15 protein-coding genes are annotated in these 18,014 nt (G+C 48.0%); 5 read left to right on the plus strand and 10 right to left on the minus strand.

Features of this window, described 5'->3' with window-relative positions:
* The 8 genes from Q0438_RS08860 to Q0438_RS08895 form a co-directional block, all read right to left on the minus strand.
* On the minus strand, window positions 1–811 hold an 811-nt coding region (locus tag Q0438_RS08860), incomplete at its 3' end, for a hypothetical protein (RefSeq protein ID WP_299190235.1).
* 405 nt (window positions 812–1,216) lie between these two features.
* Window positions 1,217–1,738 (minus strand): iron transporter, encoded by a 522-nt coding sequence (locus Q0438_RS08865; protein ID WP_299190237.1) that lies wholly within the window; start codon window positions 1,736–1,738, stop codon window positions 1,217–1,219.
* Between the two features lie 15 nt (window positions 1,739–1,753).
* Window positions 1,754–3,709 carry an FTR1 family protein gene (locus Q0438_RS08870; RefSeq protein ID WP_299190239.1) on the minus strand — a complete coding sequence of 652 codons (1,956 nt, stop codon included), beginning with the start codon at window positions 3,707–3,709 and terminating at the stop codon, window positions 1,754–1,756.
* Between the two features lie 221 nt (window positions 3,710–3,930).
* On the minus strand, window positions 3,931–5,034 hold the full coding sequence (locus Q0438_RS08875; protein ID WP_299190241.1) for a c-type cytochrome: 1,104 nt from the start codon (window positions 5,032–5,034) through the stop codon (window positions 3,931–3,933).
* 2 nt (window positions 5,035–5,036) lie between these two features.
* Window positions 5,037–6,296, minus strand: a complete 1,260-nt coding sequence (locus Q0438_RS08880) for a cytochrome bc complex cytochrome b subunit (protein WP_299190243.1) — start codon at window positions 6,294–6,296, stop codon at window positions 5,037–5,039.
* Between the two features lie 9 nt (window positions 6,297–6,305).
* Complete coding sequence (gene petA, locus Q0438_RS08885; RefSeq protein WP_299190244.1) at window positions 6,306–6,812, minus strand: ubiquinol-cytochrome c reductase iron-sulfur subunit; 507 nt, start codon at window positions 6,810–6,812, stop codon at window positions 6,306–6,308.
* 415 nt (window positions 6,813–7,227) lie between these two features.
* The gene (ccsA, locus tag Q0438_RS08890; RefSeq protein ID WP_299190246.1) at window positions 7,228–10,653 is read right to left on the minus strand and encodes a cytochrome c biogenesis protein; all 3,426 of its coding nucleotides are present in this window, start codon (window positions 10,651–10,653) and stop codon (window positions 7,228–7,230) included.
* A 63-nt stretch (window positions 10,654–10,716) separates the two neighbouring features.
* Complete coding sequence (locus Q0438_RS08895; RefSeq protein ID WP_299190248.1) at window positions 10,717–11,223, minus strand: CreA family protein; 507 nt, start codon at window positions 11,221–11,223, stop codon at window positions 10,717–10,719.
* Window positions 11,224–11,320: 97 nt separating this feature from the next.
* On the opposite strand from Q0438_RS08895, the gene Q0438_RS08900 reads away from it, so the two are divergent.
* The 5 genes from Q0438_RS08900 to Q0438_RS08920 all read left to right on the plus strand — a co-directional run bounded on the left by Q0438_RS08900 (window position 11,321) and on the right by Q0438_RS08920 (window position 16,619).
* The gene (locus Q0438_RS08900) at window positions 11,321–12,679 is read left to right on the plus strand and encodes a phosphomannomutase/phosphoglucomutase (RefSeq protein WP_299190249.1); all 1,359 of its coding nucleotides are present in this window, start codon (window positions 11,321–11,323) and stop codon (window positions 12,677–12,679) included.
* Window positions 12,680–12,727: 48 nt separating this feature from the next.
* A complete protein-coding gene (gene cmeU, locus Q0438_RS08905) occupies window positions 12,728–12,988 on the plus strand; it encodes a CmeU family protein (protein WP_299190251.1) in 261 nt (86 codons plus the stop codon).
* Window positions 12,981–13,994, plus strand: coding sequence for an alanine racemase (locus Q0438_RS08910; RefSeq protein ID WP_299190253.1), 1,014 nt, complete (start codon window positions 12,981–12,983; stop codon window positions 13,992–13,994). Before cmeU ends, Q0438_RS08910 begins: the two co-directional genes overlap by 8 nt.
* Window positions 13,991–14,770 (plus strand): LemA family protein, encoded by a 780-nt coding sequence (locus Q0438_RS08915; RefSeq protein WP_299190255.1) that lies wholly within the window; start codon window positions 13,991–13,993, stop codon window positions 14,768–14,770. The genes Q0438_RS08910 and Q0438_RS08915 overlap by 4 nt, the downstream gene beginning before the upstream one ends.
* A 790-nt stretch (window positions 14,771–15,560) precedes the next feature.
* Entirely contained in the window at window positions 15,561–16,619 is a 1,059-nt protein-coding gene (locus tag Q0438_RS08920) for a DUF3137 domain-containing protein (RefSeq protein WP_299190257.1), read from the plus strand.
* Between the two features lie 48 nt (window positions 16,620–16,667).
* On the opposite strand, the gene Q0438_RS08925 is transcribed toward Q0438_RS08920, so the two are convergent.
* Both Q0438_RS08925 and Q0438_RS08930 read right to left on the minus strand, forming a co-directional pair.
* Window positions 16,668–17,396, minus strand: coding sequence for a hypothetical protein (locus Q0438_RS08925; RefSeq protein ID WP_299190258.1), 729 nt, complete (start codon window positions 17,394–17,396; stop codon window positions 16,668–16,670).
* Between the two features lie 13 nt (window positions 17,397–17,409).
* The gene (locus Q0438_RS08930; RefSeq protein ID WP_299190259.1) at window positions 17,410–17,625 is read right to left on the minus strand and encodes a hypothetical protein; all 216 of its coding nucleotides are present in this window, start codon (window positions 17,623–17,625) and stop codon (window positions 17,410–17,412) included.
* Window positions 17,626–18,014 lie beyond the last annotated feature (389 nt).

Genomic DNA, 18,014 nt, shown 5'->3' on the forward strand with positions numbered 1-18,014 from the left:
AAACCCCAAGCGACAAGATCAGGCTAAAATCTCTAAAAATGGCAAATCTGCCCGCTTTAACCTCTCTAAATTTTATAATGTCCGCTTCGCGAGGCACTCGACTTGGCGCACGAAATGCCGTAAGTAGCGCAATTAGCGCGGCTATAAGGCAAAGAGCTAGCGCCAGATAGGAGTTGTTGTAATGGATAATTTTAGCGATGACGCTTAGAAACTCGGACGAGCCGATCGCGTTTGAAAGCCCTTCAAAGCCTCGCGTAACTAGCGCTTTGGGCGCGTCTGCCTGGCGCAGATCAAGGCCCAAAAAGCCGATTTTGGCAATAAAGGCAAACGCCCACGCGATGACGAATGACGCCAGCTTTGCACCTCTACTCGTACGCGCTAGAGCTGAGCGATAAATAAAATAGAATAAAATGAGCGCCAGCGCACCTAAAACCGCCATGAAGAGGTTGGTTAGGCTGAAGCTGTCCAGTAGCTCGCCGGAGAAAATTTTAAAATTCATCCCTATGAAGCGGTATTCAAATCCATACGCGCAGCCAAGAGCAAAAATAACTGCAGCGGTAAGATAGAATCGCTTAAGCCTAAACGCAAACAGTAGCGCGAGCAGCGTTAAAAGTGCGAGCGCGTCAAATATAATCTTGCCCGTATCGGCGCTTGCCGAGCGCTCAAATGCGCTAAAGCACAGCGCCCCGAATACAGCCCCTAAAAGCGCGGGCAAAAACGATGCGCCGATAAAACGCCTGCCGCCCAGATACGCGCTTAAAAACGCGAGCGGAAACAGAGCCAAGCTAACGTGATAAAAAAATATCGTCATCAAAAATCCTCATTGAGCCTAATGCGCATAAATCGCCTATAATCGCTTAAATTTTAAAATTTTAAAACCTACGCCATTTTGTAAATTTTAAAATTTCAAACCCGCTCGCAAAAATTTCGCAGCGATAAGAGCCGCCCGCAAAGAGAAATTTTGCCTCGCTCTTGCTTCGGTTTTGTCTCGCTCTTGCGGCGCGCTAAATTTAAAATTTTAAAATTCCAAGCCTCTTGAAATTTTAAAATTTTGCCGCAGTTAAAACATTTGTAAGCTTAAACGCATTGAAGCAAAACGATACGTTTTGGCTGCGGCGTAGCGGCTAAATTTAACTGCCTTAAATTTAAAACGCGCGGCTAAACCCAATACCGCTAGGGCTCCGCCGAATATGGACTCGGCGGAGCTTGCTACGATTTACTCTTTAGGAGCGCCAGTGTATTGGAAGGTGTATTTAACCGAGAACGGCTCCCACCATTTGCCTACGCCTGTCGCTTTGTCCGCGTGACGGCCGAATCCGTTGGCGCTTGGATTTTCGATATTGTAGGTTAGCTCGTAGTTGCCCACGCCGTTTACCATTTTGATATTGGCGCCGTAGTGAGGGCCGTCGCTAGCTACCATCGGCATGAAATTTCCCTTTTGGATCTTGCCGGTGTCTAGGTTTTTAAGTACATAAGCGATCTTTAGATAAGGGATCCACTCGCCCTCGCCAAATCCGTTTGCGTTGCCCTTAATAGCGTGGATATCAGCCTCTAGGTGGATATCGGCTTTGCTAGGGGCTAGATCTATGCCTTTAGGCTCCATATCGATAGGCTGAAGATAAACGGCTGCGATCTCCATACCGTTTTGCTCGATAGGCTCGCCGATCGGATGCTCTCCCGCCATCGCGACAACAGAAGCTAGGCTTAGTGCCAACATACCTGAAAAAATCTTTTTCATCTTTTCACTCCTTTATTAAGAATTGTTTTTTTGCTTGTTTTTTAAGATCAAAATTCCAGCGATCAAAAGCACGATCATCACCGCTTGCGGCACGAGGCTCTGCACGTAAGGATAAAATCCGATCCACGTAATCGTTGGAAGCCCATCTATTACGGTAGGCACGAATACCTTACCCTCCACTAGCTCCATCACGCCCTTGCCTACGAATACGACGGACATATAAAATATGATGACCGATGTAGCGATAAAAAACGGCTTGATAGCGATTTTAAGCGAGAATTTTTTGATGATGACATAGACCACGATGAGAGCTATCAAACCCGCTACGAAGCCCGCTGCTACCATGCTAGTAGCCGCCGGAGTCTTGGCATCGAAAAGTAGCGCCAGATAAAATAGCACCGTTTCCGCGCCCTCACGATAAACCGCCAAAAATACCGTCCACCAAAGCATCTTGCTATCGCCCGAGCTTAGGCTGCTTGAAATTTGACCTTGGATATAGGCGGTCCATTTTTTGGAGTTTGCATTTGAAAGAAGCCAAAATCCCACGTAAAATAGCAGTACCACGGCGATTAACATCACCGCGCCCTCCATCACTTCGCGCGTCTGCCCCGCGTTTTCGCTGCCGAAGATATAATTTAGCCCGTAAGCCGTAGCGATACTTAGCACGACCGCGACGCCAAGAGCGCTGTAAACGATATTTAGGTGCTTTGAATTGCCAGATTTTATAAGCAGCGCAATAACTGCGGCTACGATGATAAGCGCCTCGAATCCTTCGCGCAAGATGATGATAAGCGCGTATAAAAATAGATCCCAGTTGCTTGATTTCTTCGTTAACTCTAGGCTTTGGGTGAGCTGATCAAATAGCTTATTTTGCGCCGCTACGATCTGCTCTTTGGAAGCGCCCGCGCGCATAAGAGCCGAAATTTTATTAAAGCTTGCTTCGGTGTCTAGTTTGAGCTGAGTATTTTTAGCGCCGACGATGTTTTCCATGCCGCTCTCTTCGTATTCGTCGAAGTAGATATTGCCGCTCTCGTCGATCGCGTCATCTACCTTGCCGCTTTCATAAAGCGCCAAAACCTTAGCCATCTTATCCTTGATATTTTGCACGACCGGCGCGAAATCCTTGCCCTCATCATCATTAGTATCGCTTTGTGCTAACGCAGTCTGCGGCGCTATGGAGTAGCTTTCTTGCGGCAGATCGTTTACGGCTTTTAGCGCGAGATTATCCAAAGCGTTTATCGCTTCGTCAAATTTTGATTTGTCCGTATCGGCGTCCTCGCGCAAGAGATTTCCGATTATTTGCTGGATCGATTGATCGGTCTGAGACGAGACGTATTTTCTTACCGCTTCTTCTAGACGTTCGTTGCGGTAAATATCAAATTTAGCGCGATTTAGCGCAGCTTTTAACGCGCTAGTGTCTTTTTTATCAAACGCAGCCTTAGCGTTATCCAGCTCGGTTTTAAATTCCGTATAGACGCTCATCCATGGCGAGGTAGCGCCGGATGTCGCAGCATTTTCGCCTGAGCCGGATGAGACAGAATTCCCGTCCGAGCCGGGCGCGGTGCTGCCGTCGCCTCCGTCTTGATATTCGGCCACTAGGCGGTGACCGGATTCTATCACTGGCAAAACCTCGTCGATCTCGCGGTTGAGATTATCGATCATCGCTTGGATCTCGGCGAGCGGCTTTTCATCCTTGATTGCCTTGCGGATATCGCCGAACTGCTTCTCCATAGCGTAGGATTTTTTCTGGCTTAAATTTATGCGGATGCCCGCTTCTAAATTTTCAAAATGCCCGAAATACGCCTCTTGGGTTACCTTCCTGGCTTCCGAATTGTTGCCGTCGACATAGAGCTTGATCGCTTGGGCAAATTTTTCTTTGATTGTCGCTGCTTCGGCACGGTAATCGGTCTGCGCCAGTAGCATGCAAAACGGAAAAATAAGAGCCAAAATCGCAAATTTAAAAAATTTCATCTAAACCTTCTTGAGTTAAATTCATACATTAAATTTCAAAATCGAGTCGCAATTATATGTATAAATTTCTTAAAAAGTAATAAATAAAGCGGTTATCATAAAAGCGCTAGAGCGGCTAAATTCTCAATTGCGAGAGCTTTTTGATAGATAGAATTTGATGAGATTAAGGATATGGCGGAATTTAAAAAAAGTAGTCGGATTCTATTCCGACTACTAAAATTTTAGTGTAGCTTCGACCAAATTTTGCTTTTCCAAAGACCTGCAAAAACAGAAAGTATCAAGAAATAGATCATAATATTTATAGTCGTAGCTTCGCGCTCATCTTTTTTGCTATCGCCTACTGATTGCAGATACGCTACGACTTGCGTTTCGGCGCGCTCATTTAGCCCCACGCGCGGCATTGAGGTGCCCGGAAGCATCTTTTGAGTATCGTTGATAAACTCGTGCAGATAGCCCGCTTGTTTCGATCGTATACTCATCGACAGATCGGGCGGCGTCGAGCCCATGTAGTTTGCTACGCTCGCCTTGTCACCCTGCGTTAGGAGCTTGTCGTATTTCACGTCGTGGCATCTTACGCAAGCGTCTTCAAATACGGCTTTGTTGAGGAAAAATTCCCTCTGGGCTTGCGTTAAATTTTCATCGGCTTTTACGCCCTCAGCCGCAGCTTGCTCGGCGATGAGCTTATCTTCGCTCGGTGCGATAGATTTTAGATAAGCTACGATGTCGGCAATATCTTGATCCGCCTCTCCGCTAGCGCTCACGAACGGCGGCATAGGATAGGGCTTTTCGTCATTAAATTTATGATTTAATTTCACAGCCATAACGGGATCTTTGATAAAAGCCGCCAAAAATTTATCGGTGTAGATATATCCTGCGCCGCTTAGATCGGGTGGATTTACGCCGAAAGCTTGCGATGCGGCCTGCGCATCCATAGGCGCAGGGATCGAAGCGACCTGCACGCCGTGGCAACCGGTACAGCCCGCATTGGTAAAGGTCTCCGCGCCGCGTACGGCATCACCCTTGCCAAGATCGATCTTATCTACGTCGTTCCAAAAAAGCGTGACTTTGTCTTGTTGGTTTTTAGCCTCGTCTATCGCTTTTTGGGCGTTTTTGATCATCGTCGCATCGCCCTCTTTTTCGGCGCTTTGTAGAGCCAGTTTGGCTGCTTCGACATTATGAGCGGCCAGCGCGACATCGCCTGCTGCAAAGTCGTAATTTGCGGGGCTTACATGCGGATGAAGCTTGGTGTGCGCGTAAGGTTCGACAAACCAGTATAAAATTCCCACACAAAAAAGCACTAAGATTAGGGTTCTTATCTCTTTCATAACTAGGCCCTCTTTCTTTCTGCGATCGTAATTAGCGGAAGCACTACGACGAGCAAACCGATATAGATGATCGATAGGGCAAAGCCCCAGTATTTATTTTCGATACCGAGCTCCATACCGTCTGCGGGGAGCTTTCCGAATAGGCTAAGCAGAATCATGTCGATTACCAAAACCCAGAACCAGATGAAAAACGCCTTGTTTTTATGCGCGGGCGCTACTACGCTGCTGCGATCAAATAGCGGTATGAAAAATAGCGAAACTCCGGCGAATGCAAATGCGATAAGCCCGATATCGGCGGCCTTAAGCGGTCCTACGTCGAAGAAAAATCCGCGCAGAATTTCATACTCCCAAAGGAAGTACCATTCCGGATAGATATGCGTCGGGGTTTTGAGGCTGTTTGCCGGCTCAAAATTTATCGGATCCATCGCAAAATCGAAGTGAAAGCCCACTAGATAAAAGAAAAATATCATAAAGATACTGACGTAGAAAAAATCCTTCGCCAAAAAGCCGGGCCAAAATGGAATTACCTTGCTTTCGCCCGTTTTGCCCTGCAGGTATTTCTCGCCCTCAAGATCGAAGTCTATCTCCTCGCCGTCCAGGTTGTTTACATGCGGAAATCTAAGCGCGTAAAAATGCAGCGCCAAAACCACGATTGTAACGATCGGCAGCAAACAGACGTGAAGCATAAAAAATCGCGTCAGCGTCGGATCACTGACCGCGTAATCGCCGCGAATCCACTCAACTATCGCATCGCCCACTACTGGAATTCCGCCGAATAAATTTGTAATAACCATCGCCGCCCAGTAGCTCATCTGCCCCCATGGAAGCATATATCCGCTGAAAGCCTCCGCCGAAAAGATGATGAAAAGCAGCATGCCGCTGATCCAGATCATCTCTCGCCCCTGCTTGTAGGACCTGTAATAGATCCCCACCAGCGTGTGAATGTAGATGATCAAAAACACCACCGACGCCGATACCGCGTGGATATGTCGCCATAGCCAGCCGTATTCGACCTCTTTCATAATCGTGAAATTTACGCTATCGAAGGCCAAATTTACGTCCGGCTTATAATACATCACGAGCATCAGCCCGCTAACAAACAAAACTATAAATAGCGTCATCAAAATAACGCCCATCGCCCAAAGGAAGCTGATATTTTTAGGAATCCAATACTCGCTTACCATCACTTTGAAAAATTTCGTCACGGCCAATCTTTGATCAAACCAATCCCAGATCCCCGTAGCTTTTCTAATATGTGCCATCTGCGCCTCCTAAGCTTTCTGCATCAAGGCCTTGTATTCAGGCCCTTCCTCGCCTAGCACGAGCATCTGCTGATCTATCCTAAACGGCGGTATATCCATCGGGCGCGGCGGCGGACCGAATACGTTAAGCCCGCTTGCATCGAAAATTCCGCCGTGGCAGGCACAGACGAACTGTTGCGTCGAAGGTTTGTAGTAGGGAATACAGCCTAAATGGGTGCAAAGCCCAATGCAAAGCGTGTATCTAGCGCCGTCTACCACTACGTCGCGAGCGTCGTTTTGCGCCATTTCGGCCGTTTTTTTGAGTATGAAGACGGGCTTTTTGCGCCACTGAGTTTGATAAAGCTCGCCCTCTTTGATCGGACTTAGATCGACTGTGGTAACGCCTGCAGCACGCACGCTAGGAAGCGGATCCCACGATTTCTTCATACCGCCCAGCGCAAAAACGCCGCCCACAGCGGCGACTGTGCCGAAAGCAAGCCCGATAAAGCCGCGTCTATCCTGTTTTAGATCAGACATCTTTATCCTTTCGAAGTAAGAAATTAACAAGTTTAATTTTAGCCAAAGGAATATTAAATCCCTATAATTGTAGATAAAAATTTGACTTAATTTTCCATTCTAAAGCTGAATTTTAAGGGTCTTTTAATGATATATTTTGTAGAGCGTCGAACGGGTTCGGTCTAAATTTACGCCGTATCCGCAGAGCGCCTAGGTTAAATTTAGGATTTAAATTTAGAGCGAAATCGCCGCTTGAAATTCAGGGCGGCGTAGAATTTTAACGAGAGCTTCAAATTTAAACTTCTACCGCTTTAAAATTCCGCCGCGGTTTTAAATTTAGAATCCCGCTGCCGCCGCTATGGTTTTGAAATTTTAAATTTAGCGGACTTCGCAAATTTTAATCGTGGAATCTCGCTAAATTTAAAAACCTGTCGCGCTAGAGCTTGGCTGCTTTGCCCGAGCGAAAATACGCTCCGATCGCAAGAGCCACCATCGAAGCGACCATCGCGTACGCCCAGCCCGGCACCGGAATGCGCTCGCCGCTAGCGTAGGAGTGCATTCCGCTTAGGTAGAAATTTACACCGAAATAGGTCATTATGACGCTAAAATACGCAAACATCGAGGCTACGGCGAAGGCGAATTGATTGTTGAGCTTAGGCATAAATCTAAAATGCACGACCGCCGCGTAGATCAGAATCGTAATGAGCGCCCAGGTCTCCTTCGGATCCCAGCCCCAGTAGCGCCCCCAGCTTTCGTTCGCCCATACGCCGCCTAGGAAGTTACCCACCGTCAGCAGGCAAAGACCTAGGATCATCGACATTTCGTTGATATGCGTGGCTTCTGCGATATTGCGAGCGATCTCGGGGTTTTTCTTGTCGAATAAAAACATCACGAGGGTGAAAATTCCAAGCAGCATGCAAAGCCCCAAAAATCCGTAGCTTGCGGTGATTACCGAGACGTGGATCGTAAGCCAGTATGATTTTAAGACCGGTTGCAGATTGGTAATCTGCGGATCGATGTCGCTAAGATGCGCCACCATCAGCGTGATGCCCGCCATTATCGAGGTAAGCGCCAGCGAGATCGCGGATTTACGCGAGAAAAATATTCCGCTTAGAGACAGCGCCCATGCGATGTAGATGAGCGATTCGTATGAGTTGCTCCACGGCGCGTGCCCCGAGACGTAGCCGCGTAGCGCAAGACCCGCAGTATGCGCGATGAAGGCGATGATATTTACGATATAAACGAGCTTAAACGCGCCGCCTAGGCGAAGCCCCGGCTTCATCATCCGCAAAAAGATAAAGATCAGAAGCAAAAATCCCGAGATAGTATAGATCGGAAAGAGGCGTTTAAAAATTTTAGCCTTGTTGAATAAAATTTCATATTTTATCGCGCTCTCGCTAGGCATCAGTGCCGCGCCGTTTTGCGTTTGATATTTTTTGAGATATTGCAGCATCTTGTTCGCGCTCGCCCAATCGCCGTTTTCTTGAGCGTAAACCACTGAAGAGACGAACGCGCTCATCATCTTTTTTACGTCATCCGCTTCTTTTTGATCGGCTATATCGCCCAAAAACAGAGGCGAAAGCCATTCATCGTTTTTGGCATTTTTTACGGGAATGATACGAAAATAATATCCCATAAATGCCGAGTAAAAGACGTTTACGCGCTCATTTACTTTGATGATCTCCTTATCGAGCACGCCGCGGTTACCCAGGGGCTTGCGGTTGATCTCCTCGACCATTTTATCGAGCTTGTAATAGCTCTCGCCCCCTTTAAATTCAAAAAAATCCACCATACTGGCGTGAGTCCGCTTCTCGTCGATGCCTAGAATTTTCTTAAGCTCGGGCTCGCTAACCTTGATAATCGGCGCGCGCCTCCAATATTCTTGATTTAGCATAAAAGAAAGCGCTACGGCGTTATGATTTAAAATTTCGCCGTTTGGCGCTTTGTAGTCGTCGGCGCGGTAAATTTTATTCAAAAGCTCCCTTGCAGTGGTATCAAAAGGCTCCATTCGTCCGTCAAATCCCTGAATGACGAGGCTGGCCAGATCATCGCTAAATTTCTTATCGAATTTAGGCAAGCTAAGCTCGCTAGGAGCGCTAAAGCGGTGCATAGCGCCCACGTCGGTTTCGCTTTGCCGTGCGGAATTTTCGCCTTTTAAATTTGCGGAATTTTCGCCGTTAGAGCTTGCAGCGTTCGCGGCACTATCGGAATTTGTCTCGCTTGCGACACTCTTAGAATTTGTAGCGTCCGCAGAATTTACTTCGCTCGTAGAATTCGCCTCGCTAGCGGCGCTTGCGGAGATGGTTTCGCTAGCCGCAGAACTCGTCTCGGCGGTGGAATTTGCCTCGGCGCGGACTAAGCTCGGAGCCGAAAATGCAAAAACAAATGCAAGCATAAGAGCGGCACCCTTTGCGCCGCGTTTACTCTTTTTGGTGTGTTTGGACGCTGCGGCAGAATCGCCGCCCGAAGCGCTCTGCGCGCCGCCGTCCGTAGCCAGGTGGGTATTTTCGCTGATTAGGCGCGAGAGCTTGAAAAAGCGCGAGTTTGGGTTGAAAAAGTTAAAAAACATCCCCGCGCAAAGCAAAATATATCCGATGTAGGTAGGGATTTTGCCCGGATCTTTGTTTATCGAAAGTATGGTGCCGCGCTCATCCATATCGTATGAGCTTTGGAAAAATCGGTATCCGCCGTGATCTAGCACGTGGTTCATATAGATGTCGTAATCAAGCGTGTAGTTACCGTCTTTAAGCGTGATCTCGCTTTTGTATCCCGACGGCGAGTTGGTGCCTGGGTAGCGATCCAGCACGAAGTCTTTAAGAGCGATTTTAAACGGCAGATGAAGCATCTTAGGCGCCAAAGCTACGATAAAATTTCGTCCTGCGACGTTGTAGCTCGCTCCTTGCGAATCCCTGGGTAGATAGATCTCCTTGCTCTGCCCGTCAAAGCTAAGCGTAGCCACTACGCCTGGCTCGCCCGGTAGGTTTTTTGCAACCGGGACGAAGCTTTCTGTCGCCGAGCTTAGCAGGCTAACAGGGGCGAAATTTATCCCCTCGAAGGTATAAAGCGCCAGATTATCGATCAAATTATCCTCGTTTTTAACTAGTGCGGCGGAGCTCATATCCGCCATTTTGGTGGCGTTGATGTCGAAATTTGAGTTGATATAAAATTTGCCCTCTTTCAGGGTTATGTAGATAAAATCCTTCCTCTTCGGCATCGTATTAAAGGCTATGCTTACTTCGCCGATCTCGATACTTTCGCCCGCTTGCAGCGCTATGTTTTGATTACCTATGGCGTTTGAAAACAGAAACTCGACCCTCGCAGGCGCCTTGCCGCTCGGATCCTCGATCCATTTAAGCTCGCCGTGTTCTACGAGCTCTTTAAATTTGAGATTTGCGTTCTTGCCCTCGACGTCTAAGTTTAGATCAAAATCCATCCGCCCCGCGCCGTTTAAAATTTTATTATTATCTGCGGTGATAAACTCGCCGTCTTTGCCTAGAGTTATGAGCTGAACGAACTCCTCTTTGGTGCTTACGATGGAGCTTTCGGCGTTTTCTCTTATGTGCATATTGCCCTCAAAGCCGAAATACCTCGTCAAAATCGCGCCTATTAGCATAAACAAAAAGCTTGCGTGAAAGATTAGCGCAGGTAGCGTGCGAAGCTTTATCATGCGGTAGCGGTAGATATTGTAGGCTAAATTTATTCCCAAAAGCATCATCAGCGCCCCAAACCAAGGCGCGGCGTAAACCATCGCCCAAGCTACCTCCGTGCTGTAAGCGGTCTCAACGAAGGTAGCGATCGCACAGGATAGCGCCAAAATTAGCAGCATAGCCGACGCACACTCCATACTTAAAAATGTTTTCATCAATTTCCTTTAAATTTTACGGGGGTTTAAAAAACGCGAGATTTTAGCAGAATTTGCTTAATTTCATTTTACGTTCGCGCCGCTTGCGTTTCCGTCGTAGCCAAACTCGCACACCTCGCCCACGGCCTGGCGGCACGGGATTGCAGAGACCGAATTATTGGGCGAGCCGTCGATGATTTTATCCGAGTAGATTAGATAGATCAGCGCGTTTTGCTTCTCGTCAAACATCCGCACGACGTGAGTTTTCTTAAAAATTAACGAGCTGCGCTTTTCAAAAATATCCTCTTTTTTGAGCTTTTCCTTGATTAAAATTTTAGGCGCGGTCTGTACGCAGGAGACGGAAGCTTCGGAGCGATCCTCCTCTACGCCGATGATCTCTTTGGCGCCGCCTTTTTTGGCATATGAGACGTAGCAGGTAACGCCCTGCACCTTGGGGTCTTTTACGGCGATGATCTCGATGCGATCGTCCTTGCCGAATATCCTAAAAGAGGTATTTACGCTATCTATCGTCTCGTAGTCTTTGGCGCAAGCAAGCGCGGCAAACGCTAGCGCGAGTAAAAATTTTTTCATAAGCGACCTTTGGAATTTTGGGCAGATTTTAACATTTATAATATAAATTTTAAGCAAGTTTTTATAAAATGGCTCGGTTAAATTTGAAAGGAACTAAATGATCGAAAATATCTTTAGGGAGTACGACATACGCGGTATCGTGGGCGAGGAGCTAAACGAGCGCAGCGTAAAAGCGATCGGTTTCGCGCTTGGTAAACATATCGCAAATCTGGGGCTTGAGCGCGTTAGCGTGGGATACGACGCCCGTCTTAGCGCGGATGAGCTTTTCGGCTATTTCGTAAGCGGGCTAAATTTTGCAGCTCTGCGGGTTTTTAATATCGGCTTGCTGCCGACGCCGGTGGGCTATTTTAGCGTATTTACGCATAAATTTGACGCAAACGTAATGATCACCGGCTCGCACAATCCTAAAAATTACAACGGCTTTAAGATCACGATCGGCACGGACAGCTTCTTTGGCGAGGATTTGAAGCGCCTCGGCGCGCAGGTGCGAGAGCTGATCGGTTCAAATTTTGAAATTCCGACCGATACAAGTGCCCAGAGGTACGATATTTTAAGCGAGTATCTAGCATATTTTGAGAAGGAATTTGCGGCTCTTAAGGGCTTTGCCGCACCTTTTATAATCGACTGCGCAAACGGCGCTGCGGGCGTTACCGCTACTAAAATCATCGAAAGGCTTGGGCTAAACGCTAAAGTTTTATTTCCGCAGCCCGACGGCAATTTCCCAAACCACCACCCCGATCCTAGCGAGGAGAAAAATTTAGCGGATCTTAAGGTCGCGATGAAGCAAGACGGCGTGGCGCTAGGGTTCGGCTTTGACGGGGATGCCGATAGGATCGCCGTGCTTACGCCGCGTCGCAACATCAAAGGCGACGAGCTAGCCTGCCTGCTTGCTCTAAACATGCACCGCCCGCGCATCCTAGGCGAGGTCAAATGCTCGCAGGCGATGTATGACACCATCGATAAGATCGGCAAAAGCTTCATGGGCAAGACCGGCCACAGCAATATCAAAAAAGCGATGAAGGAGCTCGGTATCGATCTTGCCGCCGAGGTTAGCGGGCATATCTATTTTAAGGAGAGATATTTCGGCTTCGACGATGCCGTGTATGCGATGATGCGCGTGCTTGAGCTCGTAAAGCTCGGCTTTGATCTTGACGGCGAGCTGGATAAGCTGCCGCGGACGTTTAGTACCGACGAGATAAAATTTAATACGAGCGAGGAGCGTAAATTTGAGATCATCGAGGCGGTCAAAGCACGCATCCATAGCGGCATAGAGGAGCTTCCCGCCGTGCGCGACGTAATCGAAATAGACGGCATCCGCGTGCGATTTGACGACGGCTGGGCGCTCGTGCGCGCTAGCAACACCACGCCCGTGATCGTAACCCGCTTCGAGGCCGGCAGCGCGGAGTTTAGAGATAAGATGCAAAGCGTATTTTTAGAAATTTTGAAAAAATGCTAAATATCGCCAGGATAAAATTTGATGATAAATTTAAATCAAGGATGTGAAATGCAAGAAAACAGCGAAGCGAGCGCACAAAAAGAGCTCGTCGAAAAAAATATCAAAGAGCTTTTGGGCGCCAGGGCGGAATTTTTTAAATTTTTAGACGAGCGCGTGCCAAAAATCGCGGGTACCGACGTGTTTGATTTCGAGCGTGCAAGTGCAGCGAGCCTGAAGGAGGTTTACGAGAAATTTTACGGCTACGACTACGCCACGCGCAAGCTGCTACCCTATCTCTACCGCGCGTACGGAGTGAACTTCGATGTCTGAGATACTGCTCGATCGCGCGGCATATCTGCATAATCTCGCGCAGATCGCGGCCAAAGTAGGCGGCGCGGATAAAATTTTCCTAGTCGCCAAGGACAACTCCTACGGCCACGGCTCTAGGCTCTGCTGCGAGGCTGCGGCGAGCTTCGGTATCGATAAGGCGGTCGTGCGTACTATGAGTGAAGCCGCGCAGATCGCAGATCTATTCGGCGAAATTTTAGTGCTTTCGCACATTCCAAGCGGGGACGAGGATGAGCGGTTTTGCTACGCGGTAAACGATCTTGGCTACTTCGCGCGCCTTAAGAGGGGCGCTAAAATTTACATCGCCGTAGATACCGCGATGCATAGAAACGGCATCGACGCTACCGAGCTAGATGAGGCGCTTAGGCTGTGCAAGGCGGGCAAGTTTAGGCTGATGGGTTTTTTCACGCACTTTCGCGCAAGCGACGAGCTAAACGGCGATTTTTTCGCGCAGAGGCAAAATTTTATAGAATTTAAGCGGCTCGCGAGGCAAAAAGCGGCCGCCGCGGGCTTTGGAAATTTAAAATTTCATTCGAGCAACTCCGCGGCGATCGAGCGCAGAGCGGGCTTTGATGATGAGTATGCGCGCGTGGGGATGGCGCAGTTCGGCTACGCGCAGTTTGACGAAAGTTTAGGCTTGCGTCCCGTGCTTAAGCTCTATGCCGATCTGATCAGCTCGCGCGTGCTAAAAAAGGGCCAGCGCGTGGGCTACGGCGCGAAATTTGAAGCGCCGCGAGATATGAAGATCGGCACCTACGATCTGGGCTATGCGGACGGACTTTTGCGCTACGACGGCGACGGCGAGCTCGTACTACCGGGCGGCGAGCGGATGCTAGGCAAGATGTCGATGGATAGCTTCTGCGCAGAATTCGGCGACGAGCGTATCTGCGTGCTGGGCGACGCGCGGGTTTGGGCTAAATTTTTTGATACGATCGAGTATGAAATTTTAGTAAAACTAAGCAGCGAAATTAAAAGGAGCTGGGTATGAGCGGTTGCGGCGGCAAAAATTTCGTAGGGCGCCTCGCTCGCGGCGAGCGTCCATACGGCGAGCGTCCGTACGGCGAGCGCGAGAAGCGTGGCGGAAATTTTAACGGCGATTTCGGGCAAAATTTTAGAAAAACCGCCAACCTCGGCGGCGAGCCTTTCATAAACTCAGGCGCGGATGAAAGCTTCGGCGAAAGCCATTTTAGCGGTGAATCAAAGCGCCGCGGCTTTGTTTTGTTAAAAATTTTGATCCTGCTTATTATCGCGGCGATCGCCTGCGTGATCTTTGCGGTGCCCGTTTACAATAATCTCGTTGCCAAAAGCGAGGAGGTAAACGCCGCGTGGGCGCAGGTGCAGAGTCAATACAAGCGCCGCGCGGAGCTGGTCCCCGGTTTCGTGCAGATCGTAAAGGATCACGCGACTCACGAAAAAGACGCGCTGCAGGGCGTCATAAGCGCGCAGGCCAAGGCGACCGCCCTAAATTTGGACGATGCCTCGCAAAACCGAGACGCGTTTTTTAAATTTAACGCCGCGCAAAGCGAGCTAAGCTCGGCGCTTTCGCGGCTGATGCTGGCGATCGAGCGCTATCCCGAGCTTAGGGCGGATCAAAATTTTGCGAGTTTGCAAAATGAGCTCGAAAGTAGCCGCAGTCGCATCGCCGCGGCCCTCAAGGACTACGCCGCCGCGGCGAGGGAGTACAACGAGATGATCCGCGCCTTTCCGACGAGCGTCGTTGCTAAGCTGGTCGGTATGAGCGAGCCTAGGGCCGCTTTGGAATAGGGCGCGGCTCGCTTGAATGCGCGGATAAGTTTAGCGTTTAAAAGTGCGAAATTTAGGCTGCGAATGTGAAATTTCAGCGCGCTGCTCGCGCAGAGTTTGATTTTAAATTTTGCGTCTTTTTGCGATCGCGGCTCGCGCACGCCGTATCGCTTGCGTAAATTTTGATTTCAAACAGCGCGTGTTGCGCAGTTAAGGCTTTACGCGGCACCTTGCCTCGTCACAGCAGATTTAAAATTTCACCCTTGCTTTTAAATTTAAACTTATGCGGCGGTTTGTTTTGCGGCGAAGCTCGTCCGTAAAAACCGCGCTGTTTTAGCGGCGCCGCGGTTTTTATAAATTTAACTTCCCGCCGCGGAATGAATTTTAAAATTTTGAGGCCAAATAAGGTCGCTTCTTTTGATACTCTTTTTTACGCTTTCGTTTTACTGCTGCGCCGCGCACTTATACCGGGCGGCAACGACGACCGGCTGCTATAAAATTTGAGTCTTTAAATTTAGCCGCAGCCGGCGAGTCTTTGCATTTAAATTTACGCCGCCGTAAATTTAAATGCCCCACAAAACCGCGCTAGATATCTTTGCGCCGCAGCCAAAGCGGAGATTAAAATTTTAAAATTCTCTCACTGATTTAAAATTTAGGCATCCCAAAGCCGCCGCAGTGTGAGCTTTGCTGCTTCTTGCCGCTGCGAAATTAGTTTGCGCCTAGCTTCGAACCGCGCCAAATTTCGCGCCCAAATTTAAAAATTCCTAGAATTTCGCTAAAATTGCGGGCAAATTTTAAAAAAGGCGAAATTTTGACTATTTACGATTTGGAGCGCCTGAGGCTGGATGCGAAAAAGCACGTGGAGCAGCTAAAGCTCGTAGCCGTCATAAGCACAATCGCCCTGTTTGCGGTATTCGGCGTCATCGCGTATTTCGCGCGCAGGCAGGGCGTGCAGAGCTTTAGCGCGACGATGCTTATGCTGCTGGCGATCGCCTCGCTCGCCGTAAGCCTTAAAGAGGTGCATCTAAACGGCTGGCAAAAGGATCTCATCGGCACGGAAAATATTTTGAAATTTGGCGCGGTCGCGATCTCATTTTTGATCTTCAAATACTCCGCAGCCTTGCCGCAGGCGTTGATAGGCTTGGCCGCGCTTGCGCTCGCGGTGTGGCTAGCGACGCGGCTTTACGCGCTCGGCGTAAGAAGCATGCAAGAGATCTTTACGGGGCGATACCGCCAAAGCTACAAGCAGCACTATCTGGCGCCTTTCGTGCGCGAGCTCGGCTACGAATACGTCTCCTACGGCAGCGTGCCGTTTTGGCGCGTGGTGCAGAGCGATCTGTTCGAGTTCATCGAAAATCTGCGCGGCAACGACCGCGTAGGCGGCGCGTGGCAGGGGGTGAGCTTCGAGTTTAGCGACGTGAGCTTTTTTCATCAAAATTTGCAGCACGAGCTCGTGGGGGCGTTTTTCGTAGCGGAATTTAACAAACGCATCATCGCGCCCGTTTTTATCTATCCGCGCGAGATACAAAACAAACAGCACGTAGGTCTAAAACCCGTTGCGATGGATAATGTGGAGTTTGCCGCGCGCTACAAGGTGCTTAGCGACGAGCCGCAAAACGCGATGTACGTGCTAACCCCCGCATTTATGGAGCGATTTCTGGCGTTGGGCGACGCGCTCGGGGCGCAGATCTGGGCGAGCATCAGAGAGCGGCGGATCCATATTTTCGTGCACACCGGGCGCGATAATTTCGAGCCTAGCGTCTATGAAAGTGTGCTGCGCCGCGACCCCGCAAGCGAGATAAAGAGCGAAATTTTAAACTTTTTGAGTATCGTTAAAATTTTAAAACTGAATGTGAGGATTTGGGTTTAATAAAATTTGAGCGGTATTTTTGCTAAAAATTTTTAACTCTTAATGTTTTTATATATCTGTATCAAAATTTATGTGAAAAAATGTATAAAAATATTCTTTTAATAAATCGTGGTCTTTTTGATTAAAAAAAGCTATTGTTGCCCCTTGTTGTATTATTACACGAACACCTCTTATCCAACCTATATCAATTACAAATTTTTGCGAATATTCCCAAAAATTTGTCAAATTTTTATTTGATTTTTTATAAAGCAACATACGAAATAAAATATCATATATAATCGCTAAAAACAAAGCAAAAGCGTAAAGAAGCAAACTTATTATAAATTCGCTATCAAAAGTAACTATAAATCCACCTATTGATACAATTAAAATAGGATATAATGTTATAAATTTGCTACTAAGTATGAAATATAAAAACGATGAAAATTCTTTATTCCCTAATAAGCTCTGAATTTTTCGTATTTGCAAATCGCTATCGTAATATACTGCTCTCATATTAGACGAAAGTGAAACAAAGCGTTCCTTTGAAAATATGGTTATTTTATAGGAAATAGTTAAAAATCCTACAAATATCAACAATAAAATAAAAACTTTTTTCACTAATTCGTCGAATTCTCCAAATTCGATATGACTTTGTATCACAAAAACAAAAAGCGAAGAAATCAAGAAAAATATTAAATTTAAAATACCGTGAAGCAACATTTCTCTACTATAATCACGTAAAATCAACGGCTCTTTGTCGTAATCTCTAGGTGAAATTTTAAAATTTTCAGGCATCTTTATATCTCAATCAAAGCGCGATATGTTTGGCTGGCGCGACGGAATTTATCGTAAATCTGTCGAGAGCGGCGTATGGGCATATCGGCACACAGGCGATGCGGAAATAATCCGCTATCCGCCGCAGTACGGCTCGCAAAATCGCGCTACGGCTTAAAATCAAAACCCGCCTCACAAAAACAAATCCGCAGCTCGTAAGTCCGCAGTCTGCAAAATCCATAACTTGCAAAATTATGTCGTGTCATCGGTTCATGAAATCATAGTTTAAAAACTGCGCTGCACAGCCAGCTAAAAATCACGCCCCACAAAAAAACCGTGCTCGCGCTGCCAGTCTGTAAAATCATACTCTGTAAAGCGTAAAAAACCGCGGCGCCTCGCTAGCTCATAAAATCGTAGCTCGCTAAAATCGCGCTGCGCCGCGGGCTGATAAAATCACGGCTCGCACAAACGCAGCGCAATGCTCGCAAAAGTAAAATTCGCGGCTTGCAAAATCAAGCCGCAGTATTCAAAAGCGAGCTTAAGCTTTTGGAATTCTGATCTTCTGCCCCGGATAGATGAGGTTCGCGTCCTTGATAACCTCGCGGTTGGCATCGAAAATAATCTTGTATTTGTTCGCGT

This window comes from uncultured Campylobacter sp., assembly GCF_938030785.1.
Taxonomy (GTDB): Bacteria; Campylobacterota; Campylobacteria; order Campylobacterales; family Campylobacteraceae; genus Campylobacter_B.

Coding starts and splice junctions, on each gene's coding strand:
- Q0438_RS08900 (WP_299190249.1), top strand. CDS start 11,321: ATGATCGAAAATATCTTTAGGGAGTACGACATACGCGGTATCGTGGGC.
- Q0438_RS08865 (WP_299190237.1), bottom strand. CDS start 1,738: ATGAAAAAGATTTTTTCAGGTATGTTGGCACTAAGCCTAGCTTCTGTT.
- cmeU (WP_299190251.1), top strand. CDS start 12,728: ATGCAAGAAAACAGCGAAGCGAGCGCACAAAAAGAGCTCGTCGAAAAA.
- Q0438_RS08875 (WP_299190241.1), bottom strand. CDS start 5,034: ATGAAAGAGATAAGAACCCTAATCTTAGTGCTTTTTTGTGTGGGAATT.
- Q0438_RS08915 (WP_299190255.1), top strand. CDS start 13,991: ATGAGCGGTTGCGGCGGCAAAAATTTCGTAGGGCGCCTCGCTCGCGGC.
- Q0438_RS08895 (WP_299190248.1), bottom strand. CDS start 11,223: ATGAAAAAATTTTTACTCGCGCTAGCGTTTGCCGCGCTTGCTTGCGCC.
- petA (WP_299190244.1), bottom strand. CDS start 6,812: ATGTCTGATCTAAAACAGGATAGACGCGGCTTTATCGGGCTTGCTTTC.
- ccsA (WP_299190246.1), bottom strand. CDS start 10,653: ATGAAAACATTTTTAAGTATGGAGTGTGCGTCGGCTATGCTGCTAATT.
- Q0438_RS08880 (WP_299190243.1), bottom strand. CDS start 6,296: ATGGCACATATTAGAAAAGCTACGGGGATCTGGGATTGGTTTGATCAA.
- Q0438_RS08870 (WP_299190239.1), bottom strand. CDS start 3,709: ATGAAATTTTTTAAATTTGCGATTTTGGCTCTTATTTTTCCGTTTTGC.
- Q0438_RS08910 (WP_299190253.1), top strand. CDS start 12,981: ATGTCTGAGATACTGCTCGATCGCGCGGCATATCTGCATAATCTCGCG.
- Q0438_RS08925 (WP_299190258.1), bottom strand. CDS start 17,396: ATGCCTGAAAATTTTAAAATTTCACCTAGAGATTACGACAAAGAGCCG.